General features: G+C 45.8%; 22 protein-coding genes. 16 read left to right on the forward strand and 6 right to left on the reverse strand.

The features are described from left to right. Positions 1-333 precede the first annotated feature (333 nt). From KQI75_RS01690 to KQI75_RS01720, 7 genes are all read left to right on the forward strand, one after another. Entirely contained in the window at positions 334-624 is a 291-nt protein-coding gene (locus KQI75_RS01690; RefSeq protein ID WP_216468953.1) for a hypothetical protein, read from the forward strand. Positions 625-766: 142 nt separating this feature from the next. Continuing rightward, entirely contained in the window at positions 767-1,489 is a 723-nt protein-coding gene (locus KQI75_RS01695; RefSeq protein WP_216468954.1) for a hypothetical protein, read from the forward strand. A 234-nt stretch (positions 1,490-1,723) separates the two neighbouring features. Continuing rightward, positions 1,724-2,098, forward strand: coding sequence for a hypothetical protein (locus KQI75_RS01700; protein WP_216468955.1), 375 nt, complete (start codon positions 1,724-1,726; stop codon positions 2,096-2,098). Between the two features lie 153 nt (positions 2,099-2,251). Continuing rightward, positions 2,252-3,448, forward strand: coding sequence for an S-layer homology domain-containing protein (locus tag KQI75_RS01705; protein ID WP_216468956.1), 1,197 nt, complete (start codon positions 2,252-2,254; stop codon positions 3,446-3,448). A 75-nt stretch (positions 3,449-3,523) separates the two neighbouring features. Beyond that, positions 3,524-4,306, forward strand: coding sequence for a zinc-ribbon domain-containing protein (locus tag KQI75_RS01710; RefSeq protein WP_216468957.1), 783 nt, complete (start codon positions 3,524-3,526; stop codon positions 4,304-4,306). Beyond that, positions 4,307-6,328: an RNA polymerase sigma factor gene (locus tag KQI75_RS01715; RefSeq protein WP_216468958.1), complete on the forward strand. Its 2,022-nt coding sequence runs from the start codon at positions 4,307-4,309 to the stop codon at positions 6,326-6,328. It abuts the gene before it with no gap. A gap of 11 nt (positions 6,329-6,339) precedes the next feature. After that, on the forward strand, positions 6,340-7,485 hold the full coding sequence (locus tag KQI75_RS01720; protein ID WP_216468959.1) for a hypothetical protein: 1,146 nt from the start codon (positions 6,340-6,342) through the stop codon (positions 7,483-7,485). A gap of 286 nt (positions 7,486-7,771) precedes the next feature. Here the strand turns inward: KQI75_RS01720 and KQI75_RS01725 are convergent, their stop codons facing one another. Both KQI75_RS01725 and KQI75_RS01730 read right to left on the reverse strand, forming a co-directional pair. Continuing rightward, positions 7,772-8,920, reverse strand: coding sequence for a HAMP domain-containing sensor histidine kinase (locus tag KQI75_RS01725; protein ID WP_216468960.1), 1,149 nt, complete (start codon positions 8,918-8,920; stop codon positions 7,772-7,774). Next, complete coding sequence (locus KQI75_RS01730; protein ID WP_216468961.1) at positions 8,917-9,591, reverse strand: response regulator transcription factor; 675 nt, start codon at positions 9,589-9,591, stop codon at positions 8,917-8,919. The genes KQI75_RS01725 and KQI75_RS01730 overlap by 4 nt, the downstream gene beginning before the upstream one ends. A 221-nt stretch (positions 9,592-9,812) precedes the next feature. Here KQI75_RS01730 and KQI75_RS13865 point away from each other — a divergent pair, with 221 nt between their 5' ends. From KQI75_RS13865 to KQI75_RS01745, 4 genes are all read left to right on the forward strand, one after another. Next, positions 9,813-9,884, forward strand: a complete 72-nt coding sequence (locus tag KQI75_RS13865; RefSeq protein ID WP_456237091.1) for a CD1871A family CXXC motif-containing protein — start codon at positions 9,813-9,815, stop codon at positions 9,882-9,884. Beyond that, positions 9,877-10,797, forward strand: a complete 921-nt coding sequence (locus KQI75_RS01735; RefSeq protein ID WP_216468962.1) for a 4Fe-4S binding protein — start codon at positions 9,877-9,879, stop codon at positions 10,795-10,797. The genes KQI75_RS13865 and KQI75_RS01735 overlap by 8 nt, the downstream gene beginning before the upstream one ends. Continuing rightward, a complete protein-coding gene (locus tag KQI75_RS01740) occupies positions 10,794-11,750 on the forward strand; it encodes a TlpA family protein disulfide reductase (protein ID WP_216468963.1) in 957 nt (318 codons plus the stop codon). The genes KQI75_RS01735 and KQI75_RS01740 overlap by 4 nt, the downstream gene beginning before the upstream one ends. A 148-nt stretch (positions 11,751-11,898) precedes the next feature. Further along, entirely contained in the window at positions 11,899-12,606 is a 708-nt protein-coding gene (locus KQI75_RS01745) for a hypothetical protein (protein WP_216468964.1), read from the forward strand. 25 nt (positions 12,607-12,631) lie between these two features. Here the strand turns inward: KQI75_RS01745 and KQI75_RS01750 are convergent, their stop codons facing one another. The 4 genes from KQI75_RS01750 to KQI75_RS01765 all read right to left on the reverse strand — a co-directional run bounded on the left by KQI75_RS01750 (position 12,632) and on the right by KQI75_RS01765 (position 16,451). Then, positions 12,632-14,389 carry a vWA domain-containing protein gene (locus tag KQI75_RS01750; protein ID WP_216468965.1) on the reverse strand — a complete coding sequence of 586 codons (1,758 nt, stop codon included), beginning with the start codon at positions 14,387-14,389 and terminating at the stop codon, positions 12,632-12,634. Further along, entirely contained in the window at positions 14,389-15,309 is a 921-nt protein-coding gene (locus KQI75_RS01755; protein ID WP_216468966.1) for an AAA family ATPase, read from the reverse strand. Before KQI75_RS01755 ends, KQI75_RS01750 begins: the two co-directional genes overlap by 1 nt. A 76-nt stretch (positions 15,310-15,385) precedes the next feature. Continuing rightward, positions 15,386-15,874, reverse strand: a complete 489-nt coding sequence (locus KQI75_RS01760; RefSeq protein WP_407927175.1) for an energy-coupling factor ABC transporter ATP-binding protein — start codon at positions 15,872-15,874, stop codon at positions 15,386-15,388. Then, on the reverse strand, positions 15,837-16,451 hold the full coding sequence (locus KQI75_RS01765; RefSeq protein WP_216468967.1) for a VanZ family protein: 615 nt from the start codon (positions 16,449-16,451) through the stop codon (positions 15,837-15,839). The genes KQI75_RS01760 and KQI75_RS01765 overlap by 38 nt, the downstream gene beginning before the upstream one ends. A 262-nt stretch (positions 16,452-16,713) precedes the next feature. Here KQI75_RS01765 and KQI75_RS01770 point away from each other — a divergent pair, with 262 nt between their 5' ends. The 5 genes from KQI75_RS01770 to KQI75_RS13530 all read left to right on the forward strand — a co-directional run bounded on the left by KQI75_RS01770 (position 16,714) and on the right by KQI75_RS13530 (position 20,421). Next, positions 16,714-17,358, forward strand: coding sequence for a hypothetical protein (locus tag KQI75_RS01770; RefSeq protein WP_216468968.1), 645 nt, complete (start codon positions 16,714-16,716; stop codon positions 17,356-17,358). 116 nt (positions 17,359-17,474) lie between these two features. After that, positions 17,475-18,152, forward strand: a complete 678-nt coding sequence (locus KQI75_RS01775) for a response regulator transcription factor (protein ID WP_216468969.1) — start codon at positions 17,475-17,477, stop codon at positions 18,150-18,152. After that, entirely contained in the window at positions 18,145-19,044 is a 900-nt protein-coding gene (locus KQI75_RS01780) for a sensor histidine kinase (RefSeq protein WP_216468970.1), read from the forward strand. Before KQI75_RS01775 ends, KQI75_RS01780 begins: the two co-directional genes overlap by 8 nt. Positions 19,045-19,179: 135 nt before the next feature. Next, positions 19,180-19,851, forward strand: coding sequence for an ABC transporter ATP-binding protein (locus tag KQI75_RS01785; RefSeq protein ID WP_216468971.1), 672 nt, complete (start codon positions 19,180-19,182; stop codon positions 19,849-19,851). Between the two features lie 15 nt (positions 19,852-19,866). Beyond that, positions 19,867-20,421, forward strand: coding sequence for a cell division FtsX domain-containing protein (locus tag KQI75_RS13530; protein WP_246566303.1), 555 nt, complete (start codon positions 19,867-19,869; stop codon positions 20,419-20,421). Positions 20,422-20,678: the final 257 nt, after the last annotated feature.

Here is a 20,678-nt window from a genome sequence, read left to right on the forward strand (position 1 = left end):
AAAGTTGAATAAAAGCAGGTTTCAGCCAGCTTGCCATTTGTCACGTTACATGGTAAAATCGAAGCGAGCAGCAGTGGAGTAGAAATTGACAACAGGCGGTGATAACCCATGAATTCAAATATATTGTAAATTTTTATTGCTATGTAGATGCGCCTAAAGTAAAAGAGGTAAAACGGGACGAAGAAGTAAGATATACAGAACAATGTATAGCCGAATTGTCCCAAAATCCTGTGATAAAAGAAAAAGTGCGCACACAAGATGAAGATTTTAGAAATGTAAGCTACGTGACAATCTGTTTAGAGCCTTGCGATTATATGAAGCTGGGTGATTTATATGAATGCGGAAATTGAAAGAGAAATTGTTCAAAATTTTGTTCAGAAGAGAAGTAAGGAAAGACTCCGTTGGAAATTAAGCTCACCCAAAAAAAGATTGGGTGGCATGTCTAAAATCAATAAGAGAGAGTATTTGGATGAAAGAAAGATCTATAAAATTCCGCATTGGAGTATAGATGTGTTAATGAAACAGATTTTTTTGTTAGGCGGAACACGTAGAACCTATTATCTTTCATTAGATTCGTACTGTCAAACTGATGATTTTCCAAAAGAAGTGGATATATGCGATTAGTATGGCAAGACAAGAAATTGGAGGGTGCATACTATATTTTGGCAACGGTATAGGCTATTATCATGAAGGCGAGCCGTATGACACACATCAAGAGTATATTTTATCAGCTAGACCAATAAAACCATTTGTTAAGTAGGTACACATGATCAAATATTTGACTGAGTGGTTGCAATGGAGCTATTATCATGCGCCATTGATTCCGCAGACAAGATATATAAAACACGTCATTATCCTCATTTTACTTGTTTATATTTTAGCTGTTTTTGATATCCGTGGATTTTTGAACGGAATGTCACTTTTTTATTTGACCAAGCGACAGCGCCAGAAAAAACTCAGAAAATGTTCTTTTAAAGAAAGTTTTACCTATAGTAGATGTAGGGACGAAATTCCCAAACCGTGGATGCATTATTATTGGTTTGTTATTAGCATATATCCAATACTAATTCTGTTTATAATACTTATAAATGTATTTTGCAATACAAACCCCGTTGCACAATATGCTGTCCAACTATTAGTAAGAGGAACAGTTTGTTTATCTATAGTTGTAAGCATTCTAATAGAATGTCTATTTTTTAAGATAGGTCATGGATATGCTTACGATCGATGGATTCGAAGTCCGCAAGAACGCAAAAACAATCTCAAATGTCAAAAAAATGCGACAACAGCATTCGTTGTAGCTGTTGTCGGACTAATTTTATCTTTCCTGTTCGCTTTAGACGGATTGGTATTGAGCATGATCGGCCTTGTTCTGGCTGCAAGGGCGAAGGCACAGCAGCGGAGCAAGGCAAATGCCGCATTGGTGATTTCCATCATCGGTCTGGTGTTCGCGGTACTGCATATGGTGGTTGGTGCTGTCGCTTCATAAAAAGCATATACCCCTCAACACTGTGAAATGCCTCCAAATAGTCAGACAAATATTTATATGTAATCGTTCACAAAAGAAAAGAGCTTGCCGCTTGTAGAAGGTACATGCGGCAAGCTCTTTTCTTTTAGAGTAAGGTCGATCTCAATTTTTCGGTCAATTTTTTCTCAAAAAATCATGAGGATTTGAAATGTGCTATCATGTACTTGGAATCCATCAAAGAAAGGACGATTATTTATGATTGGAAAACCCAGAGCAATAGGAAAGACGAGATACGCTGTTTTGCAGCGCGAAGATCTGCTTTTGATCTATCAGTCCGGATATGACTGGCTGGAGGATGATCGACTGAGCAAGTTTCCGGCTGATGCGTTAGTTTATGCGACGTGGGAGCAGGTGCAGCAAGTAGTTATCGCGCGATTCCACGAGCAGAAGCTGTATTGGAGTGTCATGCTGGACGAGCTGACGCCTGTTTATGGCGTGGCAGTTGACAAGCAGACATTGCTTGTGCACGGATTTGAAGACATCCCTGACAACTGGTACGGATTCCTGTTTCATGAGGGAGACAGGCTGCGCCGCGCGAAAATGGGGGAGTTGGGAATAGACTATCGTTAAATTTCCCAGACAAAGAAGAAATTTTTGTGCAAATTGTACATAAACCTTTTGGGCTTTTTTTACGTCTAGTATATAGAAGCAAATGATGGAAGATTTCTGCGACCTGTCGAGTAGAAATTTCACCATATATATTTTATGAAGGAGGCTTTTATTATGAAGCTGAAAAAGACGATGCTTACGCTCGCAATGGCAGCAACTGTTGCCACATCCGCTGTAGCTATGCCGGTGGCATATGCTGCAAATCCGACGACCGCAATTACCGCGACGACCGCAGACACGGAGCAGAACAAAGATACTGCAGCCAACAAGGTTTGGGTGGTAGACAAGGAAGCATATGATGAGGATTATATTGCGCCTGATGGATACACTCGTAATGAATGGATTAAGTGCGAGACTTGTCGGCAGTATTTCTATTATAATCCAGACGGAGATAATTATTACACAGACAATGGAGACCATTTCTATGGTGGACACATTGATCCGCATACAGGAGAAACCTGTACACTGAAGTACGTCCCGACCTTCAGTGAGGAGAATTACAAGGTTCACCATGATGCCGTAGGCCACTATGAGGAGATCCAGGTAGATCAAAATACACTGACGATGCAGATCGGTGAAACTGCAACGCTGAAGGCTACTATTACGCCGGAGGCTGAGACCAATACAGTCAAGTGGAGTTCCGATAACACTGCAGTCGCAAGTGTTGATGACCATGGTGTTGTCACTGCTGCTTCTGAGGGTACAGCAACCATCACGGCAACCAGCCCGAATGGTGCTGTTGTAACAGTTGCAGTAACCGTAACAGAAAAGAAGTTCCAGTCTAAGTTTACCGATGTCCCGGCAGATGCATATTACGCAGATTCTGTCAAGTGGGCAGAACAGAATGGCGTTGCTGCCGGTACTTCTGAGACTACATTTTCTCCGGATCAGACTTGTACACGTGGTCAGATCGCTACATTTATGTATCGGGCATATGGAAACAAGGTAGTTGTAGAAGATAAGACTCCGTTTACCGATATTGCTGATGATGCATATTATGCGAATGCTGTGAAGTGGGCGTTCAAAAACGGTGTTACCGCCGGTACTTCTGCGACTACATTCTCGCCAGATGACAGCTGTACTCGTGCACAGGTAGTGCAGTTCTTGTGGAATGAAGCTGGCAATCCGGAGCCGAAGAATGTAAAGACTGCATTCACGGATGTATCGGAGGATGCGTGGTACGCAAAGGCTGTTGCTTGGGCAGCTGAGAATGATATTACTGCAGGCACTTCTGAAACTACGTTCTCTCCGAACCAGACCTGCACCCGCGCACAGATTGTGACGCTGCTGTATAACGATTTCATTCGTTAAGAGAAAAAAACATACGAATCCTGCCGCGATGGAGCAATCTGTCGCGGTGGGATCACAAAAAAAGGAGGAAAAACGATGAGAACAGGAAGTAAATTCTGCATGTATTGCGGACAAGCCATCAGTGAGGACGCGAAATTTTGCCCGCTGTGCGGAAAGAGCCAGAAGATAGACCGACCGGAAGAGATAGAAAAACCGGTGTCCGCTGCCGTGCAGGAAAAAGCAGAGACCATGACGTATACGATCAAGAACACACTGGCAGATGTTTCGCAGAAAGTACAGGATACAGATTTTGCAGACAAGGCGAAATCCACGGCACATACTGCGAAAGCGACATGGGATCGTGCAGGGGAAACGAAAAAGAAAACCGAGCGAAAAAAGAAATCCCATCTGTTTGAAGAGACCACATTTGAAGGCAGGGATGCTGCACAGGAGTTTCTCGACAAGAATGCCGCAACAATGAAGCGGAGCAAGTTGGGATTACAGGTTGCTGTTATTGCATCCATCTTCGGCGTGTTTTGCCTGATGCTGGCTTTTGACGTAGTCTCGATAGATTTACCGATCCCGATAGAGAATGCGATGCTGTTGATTTGTCTGGGCGCCTCCCTTGTTTCATATGTGATGGCAGGCGGTATTTTGAAATCCATTCGCTATTCGTTTCGCATTGCTATTGTTGGATGGTGTATCATTCCGATTTTTCCGATTGATTTGTGTATCGGACTAATGGCTTTGATGCTTTCAATCCTTGCGTTTATTTTTGTTCCAATTGTCAGTGTTGGCATCAATTATGTACAGACCAAAAAAGACATCGAGGATGCGGAGCTGTTTATTCGCATTTTGCAGCAGTCGGGGAGCTTGTAAATGGGAAGAGAAAATTTTCAGACGGAATGGGTGCAAAGAGCCAGAGAACAGGATCAAGAGGCATTGGAAGCGCTATATGTATGCTGCTATAGTGAGGTATACAAGACGATTCTAGAAGCAACCAGCGCGGATGGAGATACCATCAAAGATATTTTGCAGGAAACCTATATCAGAGCCTTTACCAAGCTGGATACGCTGATAGATGACAGCAAGTTTCAAAATTGGATTCATTCGATTGCACACAATGCTGCGAAAGACTTTGTGCGAAAATACAAACCGAATCTGTTTGATTCGCTTGATGCGGTGGATGAAGACGGCGTTCCGGAGTTGCAATTGGAAAATCAGGATATAGAGACCATGCCGCAGATCCAGATGGATCAGCAGGAGACCACGCGCCTGGTGCGGGAAATTCTGGATAGCCTGTCAGCCGGGCAGCGATTGGCGATTACGATGTACTATTATGAACACATGACCATCGAGGAAATTGCGCGCCATTGCGGCGTGCGCGAAGGCACCATTAAGGCACAGTTACATTTCGGCAAAGAGAAAATGAAAGAAAAAGTGCTGGAACTGGAGAAACAAGGCACCAAGCTGTACGGTCTGCTTCCGTTCCCGTTCTTTGTCATGCTGCTGCGCAATCTGGACAGTGTGCAAATCCCTGTGGATTATACGCTGTGGAACCGGATTTTACAGCAGTGCGGTATCCAGGCGGCGCCGGTACAGACAACAGACGCTCCGTCTTCCGATGTCGCGCCCAGCACGCAGGATACTGCGCCTGCCGCAACGACCTCTGCGGCAAAAACAGCCGGAACCGCGGCAGGCAGTGCGATCAAAGGAAAAATTGCTGCCGGCCTTGTCGCTGTTTCGATATTGGGTGTCGGCGGAACCGTTGCGGGCATCCAGTACATGAACCATCAGGCGCAAACGGGCGTGGTACAGGAGCAGGAACCAGTCTCCTCGAATCGGGACGCGCCGGAACAGAAGCAGTCTCCGACCGTCCCAACGCCGACAAGCAGCACCGATTCGCCGGAGGTCGCGTCGTATCGAACGCTGTTGAACACCTTGCAGGAGGACGGCACGTTTCTGCAATATGCACACCTGAAGGATCTCAACGGAGACGGAACGCAGGAGCTGATTCTCCTGCACGACAACACCGACTTGACGATCTACCAGATGAAACGGAATCAGCCGAAAGCAGTGTATGAGAAACACGCGGTCAATGGGTTTATGTGCTATGAAGAAGCGGTGACTGATGAGACCTATGAGCAGGCATACGAGGAGATGGGAAAAGATGCTGCCGGAGTGAAGATTGACTGCAACCCATCGGAGCATAAGATTTCCGTCACGCCGCTTGATGACAATTGGCTGGATGAGGCGCATTCGGTTATCGTTGACTGCGATACATGGGACGAAGTGGGCGAGGAAGATTACTACGATGGAAGTAGCGAAGGCTATCAAAACATCAGTCTCGCAGGAATTTCTCAGACAGAAGAGTTCTCAGATCAGTTGAGCTACCTGCTGGGGAAATCGGACACCATGGCGGCGTATGAGCGGTTCCTGCAATACGAGGATCGCTTTTTGGGCGCAGAGGCTTGTTATGAGTACATCTATTTAGATGACGACGATGTGCCAGAGCTTGTTGTTTCGGAAAATTCCTCGTTTGGCGGACAAGTTACGCTGTATCGCTGCAAAGACGGTCTCGTGATACCGGTAAAGGATCAGCTCGGCTCCAATGGAGACATCTATTACAAGGAGAGGGAAAATCAACTGCTGAGCAAAGTCAACAAGGACTCGGGAAAAGCTGTTCTGTATCAGCTGCAAAAGGATGAACTCGTTGCAGAACAAACGTCGTCATTTTCCATGGACGCTGAGGGCAATATGCTGTATGAGATTGATGGAAAAAGCGTCTCGACGGAGCAAGGCGAGACATTTTGGGATATGGACGGCACGGCGTATTTGGCTGCGGGTCAAGACGGCGAAAATGCGGTGCATTTTCATGAAGATACATATTTAAATGAATAAGGAGCAAAAAAATGAAACATTGGAAATTCGGACTGGGAGCAGGATTGCTCGTTACGGCGGCCATCGGATTGAGCGGATGCGGCACAACAACCATTGATTTGCAGGATTATCTCACCTATGAATTTACCGGTGTCAATGGATATGGCGAGATTGATTACCGCATCCAGAGTGATTCTATGGTGGACAATAATCTCGATGCATTTGGCATCTCCGGCGACAGTGACGCAGAGATCTTGAGCAGCATTGACACCTATCTGGATGTCGAAAAACTGTATGGATCCTGGGACAAAAAAGAAAATCTTTCCAACGGAGACAGTGTTGTTTTCACTTGGGATGAGGACACAGTACATACGATTGAGGAAAAGTATCACGTCAAGCTGAAAGACGATGCCATCAAAGCAACCGTCGAAGGCTTGCAGGATGTGGAAACATATGACGCCTTTCAGGGCTTAAAGGTGAGCTTTGACGGGTATGCGCCGTCCGGCACGGTCAGTTTGGACAACACGGAATGCGGCATCTCCTCGCTGGAATATACGGCAAAACCGAGTGACCATCTAAAAAACGGCGACAAGATAACCGTCACCGTCACGGTGCCGGAAAACTGCGCGAAACAGTACGGCAAGATTCCGAAGGCAGTGTCTAAACAGTATACGGTTTCCGGTCTGGATGGCTTTGTCACCTCGGCGGCAGAGATTCCGGACGATATCATGAACGCCATGAAAAAGCAGGCTGAGGACACCTTCAAAGCAGAGTTTGCGAAATCTGCCGGTGAAGATGAAAAACTGGACAGTATGACCTATGTCGGCAATTACTTTTTGACGGAAAAAGAGGGGGCGGTCAAGAGCTTCTGGTCTTCTAACGATAGCAATGCCATCTATTTGGTGTACAAAACCAATTATGTTGACAACGGAAAATCTGTCGGCGGATATTGGTTTTGTCGCTTTAGCGATGTGAAGGTTCTGGCAGACGGAACATACAGCGTAGACACTACATCGTATCGAACAACGAACACTTGGGACAGCACGATTGGAGAAGATCATAAGTACCCGGGCTATCCGGACGTCATCTCTCTCTTTAATCACTGTGTGACAGAAAATATGGAATCGTACAATTACGAAGACAATGTTGGAAAGGGAGATGTAAGCGCGCAATCTTAAAGTCTGCCGCAAAATCCATCAGAATAGCAAAACCTCTGGCCGATCTCCAATGGGGAAGGTCAGAGGTTTTGCTGTTTTTAAAACGATTTTTTCTTACAGCGAGTGACTTTGTACTTGCCGCTCTCTTTCCTGCTGTCCGAGCTGCTGCTGGACGGCAAGACGTCCACCCTGCCGATTGATACGTTCCAATACGATAGATTTTGAAGGTATAAAAAATACATAAGATTCTCTCATCAAAAGAAAACGACCAGTTCTCATGTAAAAACTGGTCGTTTTTCATGTAAAGTTATTGTACTTTACATATTACTCTTTTCGGCAAAGTTACAAGCATAACTGTTCCGTTTTCGGAGCTTTCTTCTGTTTTTACTGTTCCGCCGTGGAGCGAAGCGATTTCCCAAACCAACGAAAGTCCAAGTCCTACGCCGCCGTGCGCTCTGCTGCGGGACTTGTCCACGCGGAAAAACGGCTGAAAGATGCTTTCTCTGTATTGTTCGGCAATTCCAAATCCGTGATCCTTTACTCGTATGAGAATCCTGTCTGCTTCATCACAGATGGAAATATGAACTGCTGCATCACAGCGATTATATCGTATGGCATTTTCAGTTAAATTGAATATCATACGATACAGTAACGTATCGCTGCCGATTAGCGTACCATCCCCATCGTATGAAAGCGTGACCCCTTTTTCCTCGGCAAGCGGAGCGAGATCGGTCAAAATTTCTTCAAGCATTGGCGCAAGTTCCACCGTGTCATTACAGGGAACCGTGCGGAGCGCACTCATTTCCAGCAGAATTTTCGTCATCTGCGACATGCGTTCGGTCTGTTCCTGTAAAAGCTTGAGAAATTCTGCGATTTCAGGTTCTGCATCGACATGCTCGACAGCAAACAATTCAATCTGTGCTTGCATGAGCGCAAGCGGCGTGCGCAATTCGTGCGCAGCGTTTCCGGTAAACTGCCGCTGCGCTGTAAAGCCTTCATCCAAGCGGTCAATCATGCTGTTAAAGGAGCTGCTGAATTGTTTGAACTCCGGCAGCACATCTTCGCTGACCTTCATATCAGACAAATTGTTCGGCTGCACATGTTCAATTTGCGCAGCAAAGCTGCGTAAAGGCTTCAGCGCGTGACCGCTGACAAAATATGCGAGTACACCGCCAAACACGGTGACAGCAGCTGTTATGTACCAATTGGTGATTCCGAAGGATTCCTGCACACCGCTTACAATAATCGTGAGTTCCTGATCCAAGTTTTTACTCTGCGGGTCGAACGAATCCGGTTTTCCCTGATCAATGTCACTGTAAGCGGAGATGCCGTCACTGATGGAATCCATATAGTGCTTGCCGGAATAACCGATCAGACAGTTCATGAGCAGGCAGGTCACAGCGATAAGAACCGCAGTCATCAGAGTAATGCGCCATTGCAAAGACAAACGTTTCATTGCTTTTCCTCCATGACATACCCCTCGCCGATGCGATTGTGTATCGGGTCATATCCCAAGGCAGTGCGCAGTTTTTTTCTAAGGGCGGAAATGTGCACGCGGATAGAATTGCTAAAATTGTCCACGCTGCTGTCCCAAACATGTTCGAGAAGTTCTTCCTGACTGATGGGGCGTCCCTGATTGAGCATGAGGTACTCCAAGATTCCCGTTTCCTTGCGAGTCAGAGACAACGGCTCTCCGCAAACAGAAGCCTTTCGTGTTTTTGCATCGAAAGAAAGCTCCGAACAAGTCAAAACAACATCGTTTTGCGTAAAACGTCTGAGCGTCAGGCTGCGTATTCGTGCCGCAAGCTCGTCCAGATGAAACGGCTTTGTCAAATAATCATTTGCGCCCGCATCCAAACCGGCTACTTTATCGGAAACCTCACAGCGAGCGGATAAAATCAGAACTTTGGTTTCCCGATCGGTTTTTCTCAATGTTTTCAAGACCGTCATGCCGTCCTCACCGGGAAGATTGAGATCCAGCACAACAAGATCAAAACGCTCTATCGAGAGCAGTTCCACTGCCTGTTGTCCATCATAGCACGCATCCACACTGTAAGCGAGGCGTTTGAGACTGCGCACAATTGTATCGCACAGGGCTTTTTCATCTTCAACCACTAAAATATGCATATAAAATCTCCTTATACTCCTTGATTGCCATTTCTATTGTAAATTATAACACGGCACGTATAAAATTTTTATTAAGAACCGAAACTTAACAGAGATTTTATGCTTGCCGTGCTATACTGAGCCAGAAAACAGAGGGAGGGATTCAATTGTTTGGAAAGAAAAAAGCATTCTTACAGGGTACACTGTTACTCGCCGGAATGGTTATGCTGTGTTTCGGAGTCATGCGCGGCGAGGTAGATACAGTATTCAGCAAAGCCGTGCGGTTGTGTTTGGAGTGTGTTGGAATTGGATAACAGAAAACCGACTTTCTCACAGCGTTTCAGCCGCGTGCGCGGTTGGATTCAGGCAGGAGCAACGCTGCTCACCAATATACACCTGCCAAACTTCTTTCGAGGCGGCATATATCAAGGCAAAGGAAAATCGGTGTGTGTCCCCGGCTTAAACTGTTATTCCTGTCCGGCAGCATCGGGTGCGTGCCCCATTGGTTCTTTTCAGGCAGTAGTCGGCTCGTCAAAATTCGGGTTTTCTTATTATATAACCGGATTTTTGATTTTGCTTGGCGTACTGCTGGGACGCTTCATCTGTGGATTTCTATGTCCGTTCGGATGGCTGCAGGAGCTGCTGCATAAAATCCCAAGCAAAAAATTGTCTACAAAAAAGCTAAAGCCGCTCACGTATTTGAAATACATCATCTTGCTGCTGGCTGTGGTTTTACTGCCTACGCTTGCAGTCAACGATGTAGGCATGGGCGATCCGTTTTTTTGCAAATACATATGTCCGCAGGGTGTGCTGGAGGGTGCAATTCCGCTGTCCCTTGTGAATGAAGGAATACGCGCGGCATTGGGAACGCTGTTTATCCAAAAACTTTTTATTTTAATTGCGGTAGTCGCGTTGAGCATCTTGTTTTACCGTCCGTTTTGCAAATGGATTTGTCCGCTCGGCGCGTTTTATGCCTTGCTGAACAAGATTTCCTTGCTCGAAATAAAAATGGACGAACAAAAGTGTGTTTCCTGCGGAAAATGTGCGGCATCGTGCAAGATGGATGTGGATGTCAGAAAGACACCAAACCACGCCGAATGCATCCGCTGCGGCAAGTGTATCACTGCATGTCCCGCCGAAGCACTATGCTTTCATTACGGCTTCGGCTCATCACACAAGAAGAAAGAACAACAAACCAACGAGATAAACATGGAGGAACAACGATGAAACGATGGAAAATACTCACTGTACTGATGACCTTTGTGCTGGCGTTCAGCCTCACGGCGTGTTCGGCAAACAAAGACAGCAAAGACGCAGCCGATACTTCCGACATTACTTCGCTGACATCGACGGAGCCGAGCAATTTGGATGAAGCGACCAAACTGCATCAAAAGCTGATGCAAAAAGAGACCGATATTCTCTCAAACAATACAGAACTTTGGGAAAAAGTGTTTTTGGCAGCGAACAAGAACACCACGATGATTGAGGACGGTACCAACTATGGAGATTTTCTTCTCAGCACGATAGAAGGCGCCAAGGATCAATTTTCCGCAGAGGAGCTGCAAACACTAAAAACCGGCGCTGAGCAGATCAAAGAAATTGAAGGAAAGCTGACCATTCTGGAGCAAAAGTATCCCGACTGCGGCAGCAAGCCCGGAGATGGCGAGAGCGTTGATGCAGAAAGCGCAGGCATGACGAAGGAAAACAGCGAGCTGACGAAATTCCCGAGCTTTACCGGCAAGGATTTGGATGGCAATGATGTAAAAAGCAGCGATCTTTTCTCCAAAAACGATGTAACCGTCGTAAATTTCTGGTTTACTACCTGTAAGCCGTGTGTAGAGGAGCTGAAGGATTTGGAAGCCCTGAACACGGAGCTTGCAAAAAAAGGCGGTACTGTCGTAGGCATCAATACCTTTACGCTGGACGGAGATAAGGCTGCTATCTCTGAAGCAAAGGATATTCTGTCAAAAAAGGGCGTATCGTATCGCAATGTATGGTTTGACTCCAAGAGCGATGCCGGAACATTTACTTCCGGTCTGTATTCGTACCCGACCACGTATGTGGTTGACAAAAACGGCAACATCATTGGTCAGCCGATTGTTGGCGCAATCACATCCTCGGATCAGGCACAAAAGCTGCATGAGCTCATTGAGCAGGCGATTGCAAGCAGCAACGGATAAATTTCCGGTTTCAAGACAAAACGAGATGGCACCTGCCATCTCGTTTTTTATGCAGAGAAAAGAGAAACACAGACTTGCGAATTGATTTTAGATTCGCTATACTAAGTGATGCATATAATAAGTTCAATGAAAATAGAGGGGTGAAAAAATGGCTGACCCGTCAAAAAAACGGTATCGGTATATCTGGTATGTGACGTTTGAACGGACAATGATGATTCTCGCTTGCATTGTAGGTATAAATTGTGCAATAGGGTTGTATCATAGCGCCGTAAATGGAGAATTGACCGCACGTGTATCAAGCACGTTGGTTCAATCACCAGCCTATGCGATTGAGGGAGTATTGGCCATTATTTATTGGGGATGGACAATTGGTGTGCTATGGGCAGAATATTTCACCCAAAACATAGCAACAACCGAAATAAGTATTCAGAGTTTTGACTATCAAGAATATGCATGGGATGTAATAAAAAATTACTTATCTTCATTTTTGTTTCACAAAGAACGTGATTCTCTGCGCCAGTTTAGCATGAATGTGATTGTGGAAGATAAAAGAGAAATTGATTTCTTTTATATGGATGAGTCAGTTTTGGAAGATGTACGCGAAATTACGAAAAAGCGAAGACGGCAGGATAAATACGAAGAATATCCACACTTTTTTGAAATTAGTAATTTAGTGCATTACAAATACCGATTTGAAATCACTTATTTGAAGCATTCTCATTTGGTGATTCAAATGAGACCTCTTCCGAAGGAACAAAAAAGAGATTTGACGTATTTGCCGGATGATTACGTGAGCTTGCCGGATCGAGTGAAAAATTTGTATCGAAAGGTGAAAGGGAGGCTGAAGAAGAAATAAGTGCTTTGCATAAACCGCCGCGCACTCAATCCTCCAAGGAACGAATTTCATGCTGAATCAATATACCGGCTGCTTTGGCAAGCTGGTCAATGCCTTTGATTCGTGCCAATTCCTTTCCGTAAATCACGGCTGCATGCGATGCAGAGGAGGATTCTCCCATGAAAACAGCAGAAACATGGATGCCCTTTGCACGCAGCGCTCGAACTTCTGCCGCGGCGTCCTGCACGCCAAACGCATCGCCGTAATCATGCCCGAACGGATTTTCCGAAGAAGCTTGTACACGTAAGCTGTCATTCGGCGAAGCATCCGTCAAAACAAGGAGCAGATGCCGCGGCGCATTCCCCGGAAAAACAGTCAGAAGATTTTCCATTGCACGCAGTGCCAATCCATCCCGATTCCAACCAGAGGAAAAGTATCGGAAGATAGATTGGCTGCTTTTTTCATCAAAGTTCTTTAAAATGCGGAGAACCGTGTATCCGCGCAGGCTGCAAAAACTGGAAACACGCACCGGAATGCTGCATGCAAGCAGGCTTTTCGCCAAAATGACTCCCTGCGCCGCGAGAACCTCCTGACAATGCAGTCGAGAAGCGGAAGCGTCCAGCAGCAAATCTACAGTAAACGCCGGCTGATTTTCCTCCTCGCTGGCAAGAAACACGCGGCTGTCGTGCAGCAGCGGCACCCGCCAGACATGTGCGGCGTCCAATTGTCCGATGCGGGCAACCCGCGCACGCGGCTGCTGATGAATGAGAATGCAGTTTTGAATTTGTTCCGTCAATCGCAGCACGGCACTGCGGTGCAAATCCAAATTGTCCGAATAGTATGCACGATTGCGAACCGCCTGCAGTTCCGCCTGTTCCGCAAGATGCTTGGCTTCTGCCGTTGGCGCTGTTCCCGGTGTCGGCGCGCCGTCGGTAAACCACAGATGACAGCCTAAATGATTTCCCGTGCACAGCTCTTGTTCTGCGCGGTGCAGCTGTTCCGGAGAATACAACGACCGTCCGAAACAGCTCTCGATATATGCGCGGTCCTGCTGTGCGTGCTGCCGCAGTGTCACATGTGCGCGATTTTTCTCCTGCAAAAATCCGTCCTCCTGCGGCGCATCCGCCTGAGAGGAACGAACGACCGTCACGCGGTCTGTTTTGACCAATTGTGTCGGCATTGTTTTTGTAAGCAACTCTGCCAGCTTGCCGGTCACATGGACATGCAGTGCTTTTTTGTGGTGAACCTGTCCGTCAAACAACAGAAAACGCTTATACATTGCGAGAATTTCCGATTCCAACCGTTCTTTGGGCGGAATTTGTTCCGGTGTAAGAGCAGCATACAGAGACTTTTCCCGCGGAGTGAGCATGGATTGTTTGCGGCTTAATACACGGTTCCATCGCGCGGCCTGCATAGTATAAACCAGTTGATTTTTTGCCATCCATTCCTGACGCGACAGCTTATATTCCTGACCGAAGAAATCGTTCGCATATACGCGGCGCAAATCTGCCAAAATCGGACGCTGCGGCAGTTCCTGCACATAAACAATGTGCTCCAAATACAGCCATGTGAGATCGTCCAGCATGGCTTGGTGTATATCACCGGACCACCTGTCAAACAAAGAGCGGATGACACGTTCTCCATAATACTTATGTACGAGCCCGACCACACAGTTCATATACAGAGCAGGAGAACCGTCCGTGTGCTGTGCCAAAAACAGCGGCTCAAAATCATAGGTACCGGCGGCACTCCATACCTGATTGGCAGCACGGCGCTGAATCGCGGTATAAGAAGTCGTATCCATCAGTGAAAAATCTCCGAAGCATGCAGCTTTGCCGGAATCCGAGAGGCGATGGTATCTCGAATCAAATCCTGCTCATACCCGTCAAATGCCTTGTTGGTGATGCCCATATCCAACGCAGCTCCGGCACAAATGCCCTTGCGCATCAGACGCAGTGCATCCAGCATACCGCGCAAATCCAGTGCCTTTGTGGAAATTTCAGAACTTTCACATTTTTTCTGCAAATCCAAAAACAGCAAAGCAAATTGGTGCACATATTTGGACGTCAAGTCTGGGAACTGCGAGATAAGCAGGCGCTCCAAATCCGCCTGTATCATAGACGGCATTTGAATGACAACAAAACGCGATGTCAGGGCTTCGTTCAATTCTCGTGTGCCCGCATATCCATAGTTCATTGTTGCAATGAACCGCGTTTCTTCCGCCAAAGGAATGCGGTCATAGCCCGGCACATCAATGGCACGGCGGAAGTCCAAAACGGCATGCAGCACCGCTAAAGCTTCATTTTTTGCCATGTTGATTTCGTCCAGTATGCCAAATCCGCCGTGCTGTGCACAAGAATAGACCGGACCGGGGCGAAACTGCACCGCACCGTTGACAAAGGTATCTGTGCCAATCAGGGACGCGGCATCCATGTTCACATGAAACGAAATGTCCCACTCCGGCCGTCCGAACAGAGCGGCAAGATTTTCTGCCAGCACGTTTTTGCCCGTCGCTTTTCCGCCTGCCAACAACAGATTTTCTCCGCACAGCACGGCAGCAATTGCCTGTTCCCAAATAGATTTTCCGTAATAGGGAAAACGCGGCACAGGAATCCGCGGCAGCAGTGCCTCCTGCACAGCGTGCATCGCGCGGTATTCCCGTACCGCGTCAAGCAGTTCAGGCTGTATGTTTTCTTGATGAAGAAATTGAAACAAATCCGACATGTGGTAACACCTCACAACGCTCTTTTGATATTTTTATCATAGCACAAGGAGATGCATTTGTTAACAAAATTTCGCCTTATTTTGTTATTTTTTGCAAGCAAAGCGGCAGTTCCAATCCATGTTTTTCCAATACTTGCCGGTTTGTGAGAATTTCTTTTGTTGCACCGTCACAAACAATTTTTCCATTCGAAAGCAAGATCGTCCGTTCACAGGTATTCAAAATCATATCCAAATCGTGAGACGCGATAATTTTTATCTGAGAAAAAGAATTTAACAATTGAATCAGCCGTCTCCGATTGCGCGGATCGAGCGCAATAGACGGTTCGTCCATCAAAATGACATCCGGTGTCATGGAAAGAATGGTTGCGATAGATACCAGCTTTTTTTCTCCGCCGGACATTTTATAAATCTGTTTGTTCCGCAGATATTGAATGTCGATGGCATCAAGGGCATGATTGACGCGCGCATCTACTTCTTTTTTGGACAGACCGTAATTGCGCGGCGCAAATGCAATATCCTCGTATGCGTTACATTTCCCATGCTGTGAGAACAGGGGAGCCGACACAGATATAAATGATAAAGATCCAAGCGATGCTCAGCGACATGGTGCGCTTGCTGTGGGAATCCTCGGCTTGAAACCATGTGATGCGATGAAATAGCAGTGTGTATAAGATATATCCCAAAAATGTTCCCAATGTATTGGTCATCAAGTCATTGATATCGGTCGTTCTTCCGTTAAACAGCTGAGAAAGTTCAATGGCCGCGGAAAGGAGAAAACCTGCCTGCACAGCGATTTTTTTGCTGCACGGACGCCATACAATCGGCAGCAAAATGCCAAACGGAATGAATAAAATCGTATTCAACAGCATCCCCATGAAATCGGCATGGTAGAATGGAATGACATTGGTGCCAAACAATTGAATGAGAGAGCCGCCGTTTTGCACTTGATACGCGATGTTATCTATTCCCGCGGCGCCGGTCACAGAAAACATCATAGTTAATAACAGGGCCAATAGCTGCCACCCGACAAAGAAGCCCTTGGAACACTGCTGCCGTGCGTGATAGCGGCGGTACACAAAACAGCCAAATAAAAGATACATTGGCAGACCAATGAGATAATACGCAAATAAAGAAAGTATCATACCTACACCTCTGTTTGTTTTGTTATAGGCAGTATAACATGGGCGATTTACGGTATTCTTTCTGATTTCTTACAGATTTCTTACAGATTTCTTACAGATTTCTTACAGATTTCTTAAAATTTTCCGCCTGTGCAAACACGAACCCTGTAAGTTAATATTGCTAATGATGAGAGCATTAAGTATAATAATTATGATGAACTGCAACGATTGACTTGAACATCTCTCAATAGACGTGTTAATACTATGAAAAGGTGATGATTTAATGATAAAGTTATTGTCGTTATGTATATTTATATGCGTTTGCATATGTGCTGCAAGCATTATAAAATATTTCCGAGGAACACAAAGAGGAAAGACAAGAAAAAGAACTGTGTATGAATTGGCAATTATTATTGTGTGTTTATTGTTAGTCGTAACAATGTTTCATATAATGAATGTTTCTTCAGAATGGTTCAATACTCCTGAAGAAGCATGGAAAACAATAGAGTCTTATAATCAGAAAGATTTTGAACCAATTTGTAAAATAGAAGGAAGTAATATTTGTGTATTTGTAGAACGTAGTAAAGAAGATGGATTTGGTATTGACACATATATATCTGTCAAACAAGATAATAAATGGCGGCAAATGAGTGGAAAAGATAAAATAATAGAAAAATATTCTAATGGATTACAATGCACTGTTTGCTACTCGGAGGATTGTCAAGAAGCAATTGTCGTAGTAAGTCCTCTTGAATCGACAGAAAAACAATCTCAATCCAGCATTATTGTAGATTCTCAGAATTCTACATTTTCGGAGAGAAAGATACAAAGAACAGATGGTACATATTATTATCAATATGAAACTATTTTAGCATCTATTGATGAAAATTACTGGATTGAAATTAACGGTGAAAAAATAAAACCTTAAACGGCCAGAAATTGAAAGGCATTGATAAGATAAAGTCTGCTCCATCGGTCTTTCCAACTTTGAATCGGAGCGTTTGGAACTGCCGTGGTGGTATTGATAACGAGGGAGTGAGATATATGGAGCAATTACTGATTGTTGAAGATGATATCGGTTTGAATCAAGGCTTATGCAAAGCGCTGAAAGCAGATGCTCGGCAGATCATTTCCTGCCAAGACCTAAAAACGGCGAAGGAACAGCTGCTTTGCGGTAGTGTGTCTCTGATTCTTTTAGACATAAATCTACCGGATGGCAATGGGCTTGAGCTGCTCCGAGAGGTCAAGGAAAACATGCCCGAAGTTCCTGTTATTCTGCTGACTGCCAACGATACAGATATGGATATTGTAGATGGATTGGAACGAGGCGCTGATGATTACATTACCAAGCCCTTTTCTCTTTCGGTTTTGCGGGCAAGGGTGAATACCCAACTGCGAAAGCAAGCGTCAAGCCATAAAAATGCGCCGATCTGTATTGATCTTTTTCACTTTGACTTTGAGACTATGACCTTTTATGTGGGAGATTCAAAAGTGGAATTGAGTAAAACAGAACAAAAATTACTGCGTCTGCTTGTTGAAAATCGTGGTCGAACCATGACCCGCGGAGACCTTGTAGACCGAATCTGGACAGATGGCGCAGAATATGTGGATGAAAATGCTTTGTCTGTTACGATCAAGCGTCTGAGGGATAAGCTTGGTGCACAGAAATACATTAAAACCGTCTATGGAATCGGTTATAGCTGGGTGATAAAAGATGAATAAAACCGGCATTGTGATCCTGCTGCTGTGTTTTCTGGCGGCGGCAGCTGTTGTATTATGGGAGCGGAGAAAGGTCAGAAAAACGATGGAAGAAATCGAAAGGATGCTGGACGCTGCCATGACCGGCTCCTTTTCTGAAACCACTTTTGATGAAAGCCAGCTGTCTGCTTTGGAAACAAAGTTTGCACACTATCTTTCTGCCGCAGAAGCATCTTCTCAAAATATAGCGCAAGAAAAAGATAAAATCAAATCCTTGATTGCGGACATCTCCCACCAGACAAAAACGCCAATTGCAAACCTGCTGTTATACAGTGAGCTTTTGATGGAGGAAACTCTGCCTGCATCGGCGAAGGCAAATGTGGAGGCGCTGTACAAACAATCGGAAAAGCTGCGATTTTTGATCGATTCTCTCGTAAAGCTTTCCAGACTGGAAAACGGGATCATTTCACTCGCCCCTCAGCAAGCAGCGCTGCAGCCGCTGCTTGAAAGCGTAATAGAACAATATACCGCCAAGGCTTCTGAAAAAGGATTGTCTTTGCAACTGCAGGATACCGATGCTTTTGCTGTATTCGACTTCAAATGGACAGCGGAAGCGCTGGCTAATATCGTAGACAACGCCATCAAATATACGGAGCATGGCACCATTACTATTTCTGCTGTAAGCTATGAAATGTTTGCAAGGATTGATATATCGGATACTGGCACAGGCATTTCGGAAAGTGAGCAAGCGAAGATATTTGCTCGCTTTTACCGCTCAAATAGTGTGCAGAAACAAGAAGGTGTGGGCATCGGCTTATACCTTGCCCGACAGATCATATCTGGCGAGGGCGGTTATATCAAGGTTGCTTCCGTTCCGGAAAAAGGAAGTACGTTTTCCATATTTCTGCCGAAATAACAACAATTCTATCAAAATTGTTAGATTTCATCTCCCGCCGGAAAGAATGCGGAAAGAATCTTATGCGATAATCTGTATGTATCAAAGGATCATTTTCTTTCATACATACAGATTTTTTCATGGAGGTACTCATTTATGGAGGTTTTACAGGCAAAAGACCTGAAAAAGATTTATGGCTCCGGCAATAACGCAGTTCATGCGTTGGATGGAGTTGATTTAAATGTGAAGAAGGGCGAATTTGTTGCAATTGTCGGCACATCCGGCTCCGGTAAGTCTACCCTGCTGCACATGCTGGGCGGGCTGGATCGCCCTACAAGCGGCACGGTCATAGTGGATGGACAGGATATTTTCTCCCTGAAGGAGGAAGCGCTGACCATTTTCCGCCGCAGGAAAATTGGCTTTGTATTTCAGAGCTACAATCTTGTTCCGGTGCTGAATGTATATGAAAATATCATTCTACCCACTGAACTGGATGGTGGAAAGGTAAACAAGGCTTTTGTGCAGCAGATCGTGCAGACGCTTGGACTGAGCGACCGTCTGGATGCGCTGCCCAATCAGCTCTCAGGCGGTCAACAGCAGCGAGTAGCCATTGCCCGTGCGCTGGCGGCAGCACCCGCTATCATTCTGGCAGATGAACCCACCGGCAATCTGGATTCCAAAACCAGCCAGGATGTATTGAGCCTTTTGAAAGTCACCAGTCAAAAGTTCGCCCAGACAATCGTAATGATCACTCACAACGAAGAAATTGCGCAAATGGCAGACCGCATTATCCGTATCGAAGATGGTCGGATCGTCTCCCAGAACTAACGGGAGGTGGCTACGATGAATGTCAAAAACAGAAAATGTATTCGAAAGCTCAGCTTAAAATCTCTTTATGCGAACCGTCGCCGCAATCTGATCGCCATTTTTGCCATTGCGCTGACAACGCTGCTATTTACTTCCATGTTCACCATTGTCTTGTCGTTGAACGCCAGTTATGAAACCTACCAGTTTCGGCAGGTAGGCGGCTATGCACACGGCACCTTTAAGGATGTTTCCCCCGAGCAGGCGGAACGCATCGCTGACCACCCAAAGGTGAAGGCTACGGGGGCACGGAAGGTAATCGGTATCACTGCGGAGGGGGTCTTTGCCAAAATACCGGCAGAGATCAGCTACATGGATGCCAACTGCACTAAATGGAGCTATGCCACCCCCTACTACCGGACGGATGCCCGAAAGCGGCAAAGAAGTTGCCATGGATACGGCAGCGTTGCAGCTGCTTGGCGTAACGCCGGAACTGGGCGCCGAGGTCACGGTTTCCTATTCCATCACGGACAAAGATCAAACCGCCTTTACTGTAACAGATACCTTTACGCTGGTAGGCTATTGGGACTATGATGAACTAATGCCTGTTCACTACATCAACATCAGCCGTGATTACGCAGATAACATCGAAGCGCAGGCAGTGAAAACAGGGTTACAGCCTTTCCGCACCGATTTGAATGTCATGCTGGCCTCCAGCACAAACATTCAAGGGCAGATGGAGCAGGTGGATACCGATCTTGGCTACACATGGGACAGCTATACAGATCCCAATAGCGTCCGAATCGGCGTCAATTGGGGATATACCTCATCCCAGCTGGAGTCACAGCTCG

It is taken from the genome of Butyricicoccus intestinisimiae (assembly GCF_018918345.1).
GTDB lineage: Bacteria > Bacillota > Clostridia > Oscillospirales > Butyricicoccaceae > Butyricicoccus_A > Butyricicoccus_A intestinisimiae.

Coding starts and splice junctions, on each gene's coding strand:
- KQI75_RS01690 (WP_216468953.1), top strand. CDS start 334: ATGAATGCGGAAATTGAAAGAGAAATTGTTCAAAATTTTGTTCAGAAG.
- KQI75_RS01695 (WP_216468954.1), top strand. CDS start 767: ATGATCAAATATTTGACTGAGTGGTTGCAATGGAGCTATTATCATGCG.
- KQI75_RS01700 (WP_216468955.1), top strand. CDS start 1,724: ATGATTGGAAAACCCAGAGCAATAGGAAAGACGAGATACGCTGTTTTG.
- KQI75_RS01705 (WP_216468956.1), top strand. CDS start 2,252: ATGAAGCTGAAAAAGACGATGCTTACGCTCGCAATGGCAGCAACTGTT.
- KQI75_RS01710 (WP_216468957.1), top strand. CDS start 3,524: ATGAGAACAGGAAGTAAATTCTGCATGTATTGCGGACAAGCCATCAGT.
- KQI75_RS01715 (WP_216468958.1), top strand. CDS start 4,307: ATGGGAAGAGAAAATTTTCAGACGGAATGGGTGCAAAGAGCCAGAGAA.
- KQI75_RS01720 (WP_216468959.1), top strand. CDS start 6,340: ATGAAACATTGGAAATTCGGACTGGGAGCAGGATTGCTCGTTACGGCG.
- KQI75_RS01725 (WP_216468960.1), bottom strand. CDS start 8,920: ATGAAACGTTTGTCTTTGCAATGGCGCATTACTCTGATGACTGCGGTT.
- KQI75_RS01730 (WP_216468961.1), bottom strand. CDS start 9,591: ATGCATATTTTAGTGGTTGAAGATGAAAAAGCCCTGTGCGATACAATT.
- KQI75_RS01740 (WP_216468963.1), top strand. CDS start 10,794: ATGAAACGATGGAAAATACTCACTGTACTGATGACCTTTGTGCTGGCG.
- KQI75_RS01745 (WP_216468964.1), top strand. CDS start 11,899: ATGGCTGACCCGTCAAAAAAACGGTATCGGTATATCTGGTATGTGACG.
- KQI75_RS01750 (WP_216468965.1), bottom strand. CDS start 14,389: ATGGATACGACTTCTTATACCGCGATTCAGCGCCGTGCTGCCAATCAG.
- KQI75_RS01755 (WP_216468966.1), bottom strand. CDS start 15,309: ATGTCGGATTTGTTTCAATTTCTTCATCAAGAAAACATACAGCCTGAA.
- KQI75_RS01765 (WP_216468967.1), bottom strand. CDS start 16,451: ATGATACTTTCTTTATTTGCGTATTATCTCATTGGTCTGCCAATGTAT.
- KQI75_RS01770 (WP_216468968.1), top strand. CDS start 16,714: ATGATAAAGTTATTGTCGTTATGTATATTTATATGCGTTTGCATATGT.
- KQI75_RS01775 (WP_216468969.1), top strand. CDS start 17,475: ATGGAGCAATTACTGATTGTTGAAGATGATATCGGTTTGAATCAAGGC.
- KQI75_RS01780 (WP_216468970.1), top strand. CDS start 18,145: ATGAATAAAACCGGCATTGTGATCCTGCTGCTGTGTTTTCTGGCGGCG.
- KQI75_RS01785 (WP_216468971.1), top strand. CDS start 19,180: ATGGAGGTTTTACAGGCAAAAGACCTGAAAAAGATTTATGGCTCCGGC.
- KQI75_RS13530 (WP_246566303.1), top strand. CDS start 19,867: ATGAATGTCAAAAACAGAAAATGTATTCGAAAGCTCAGCTTAAAATCT.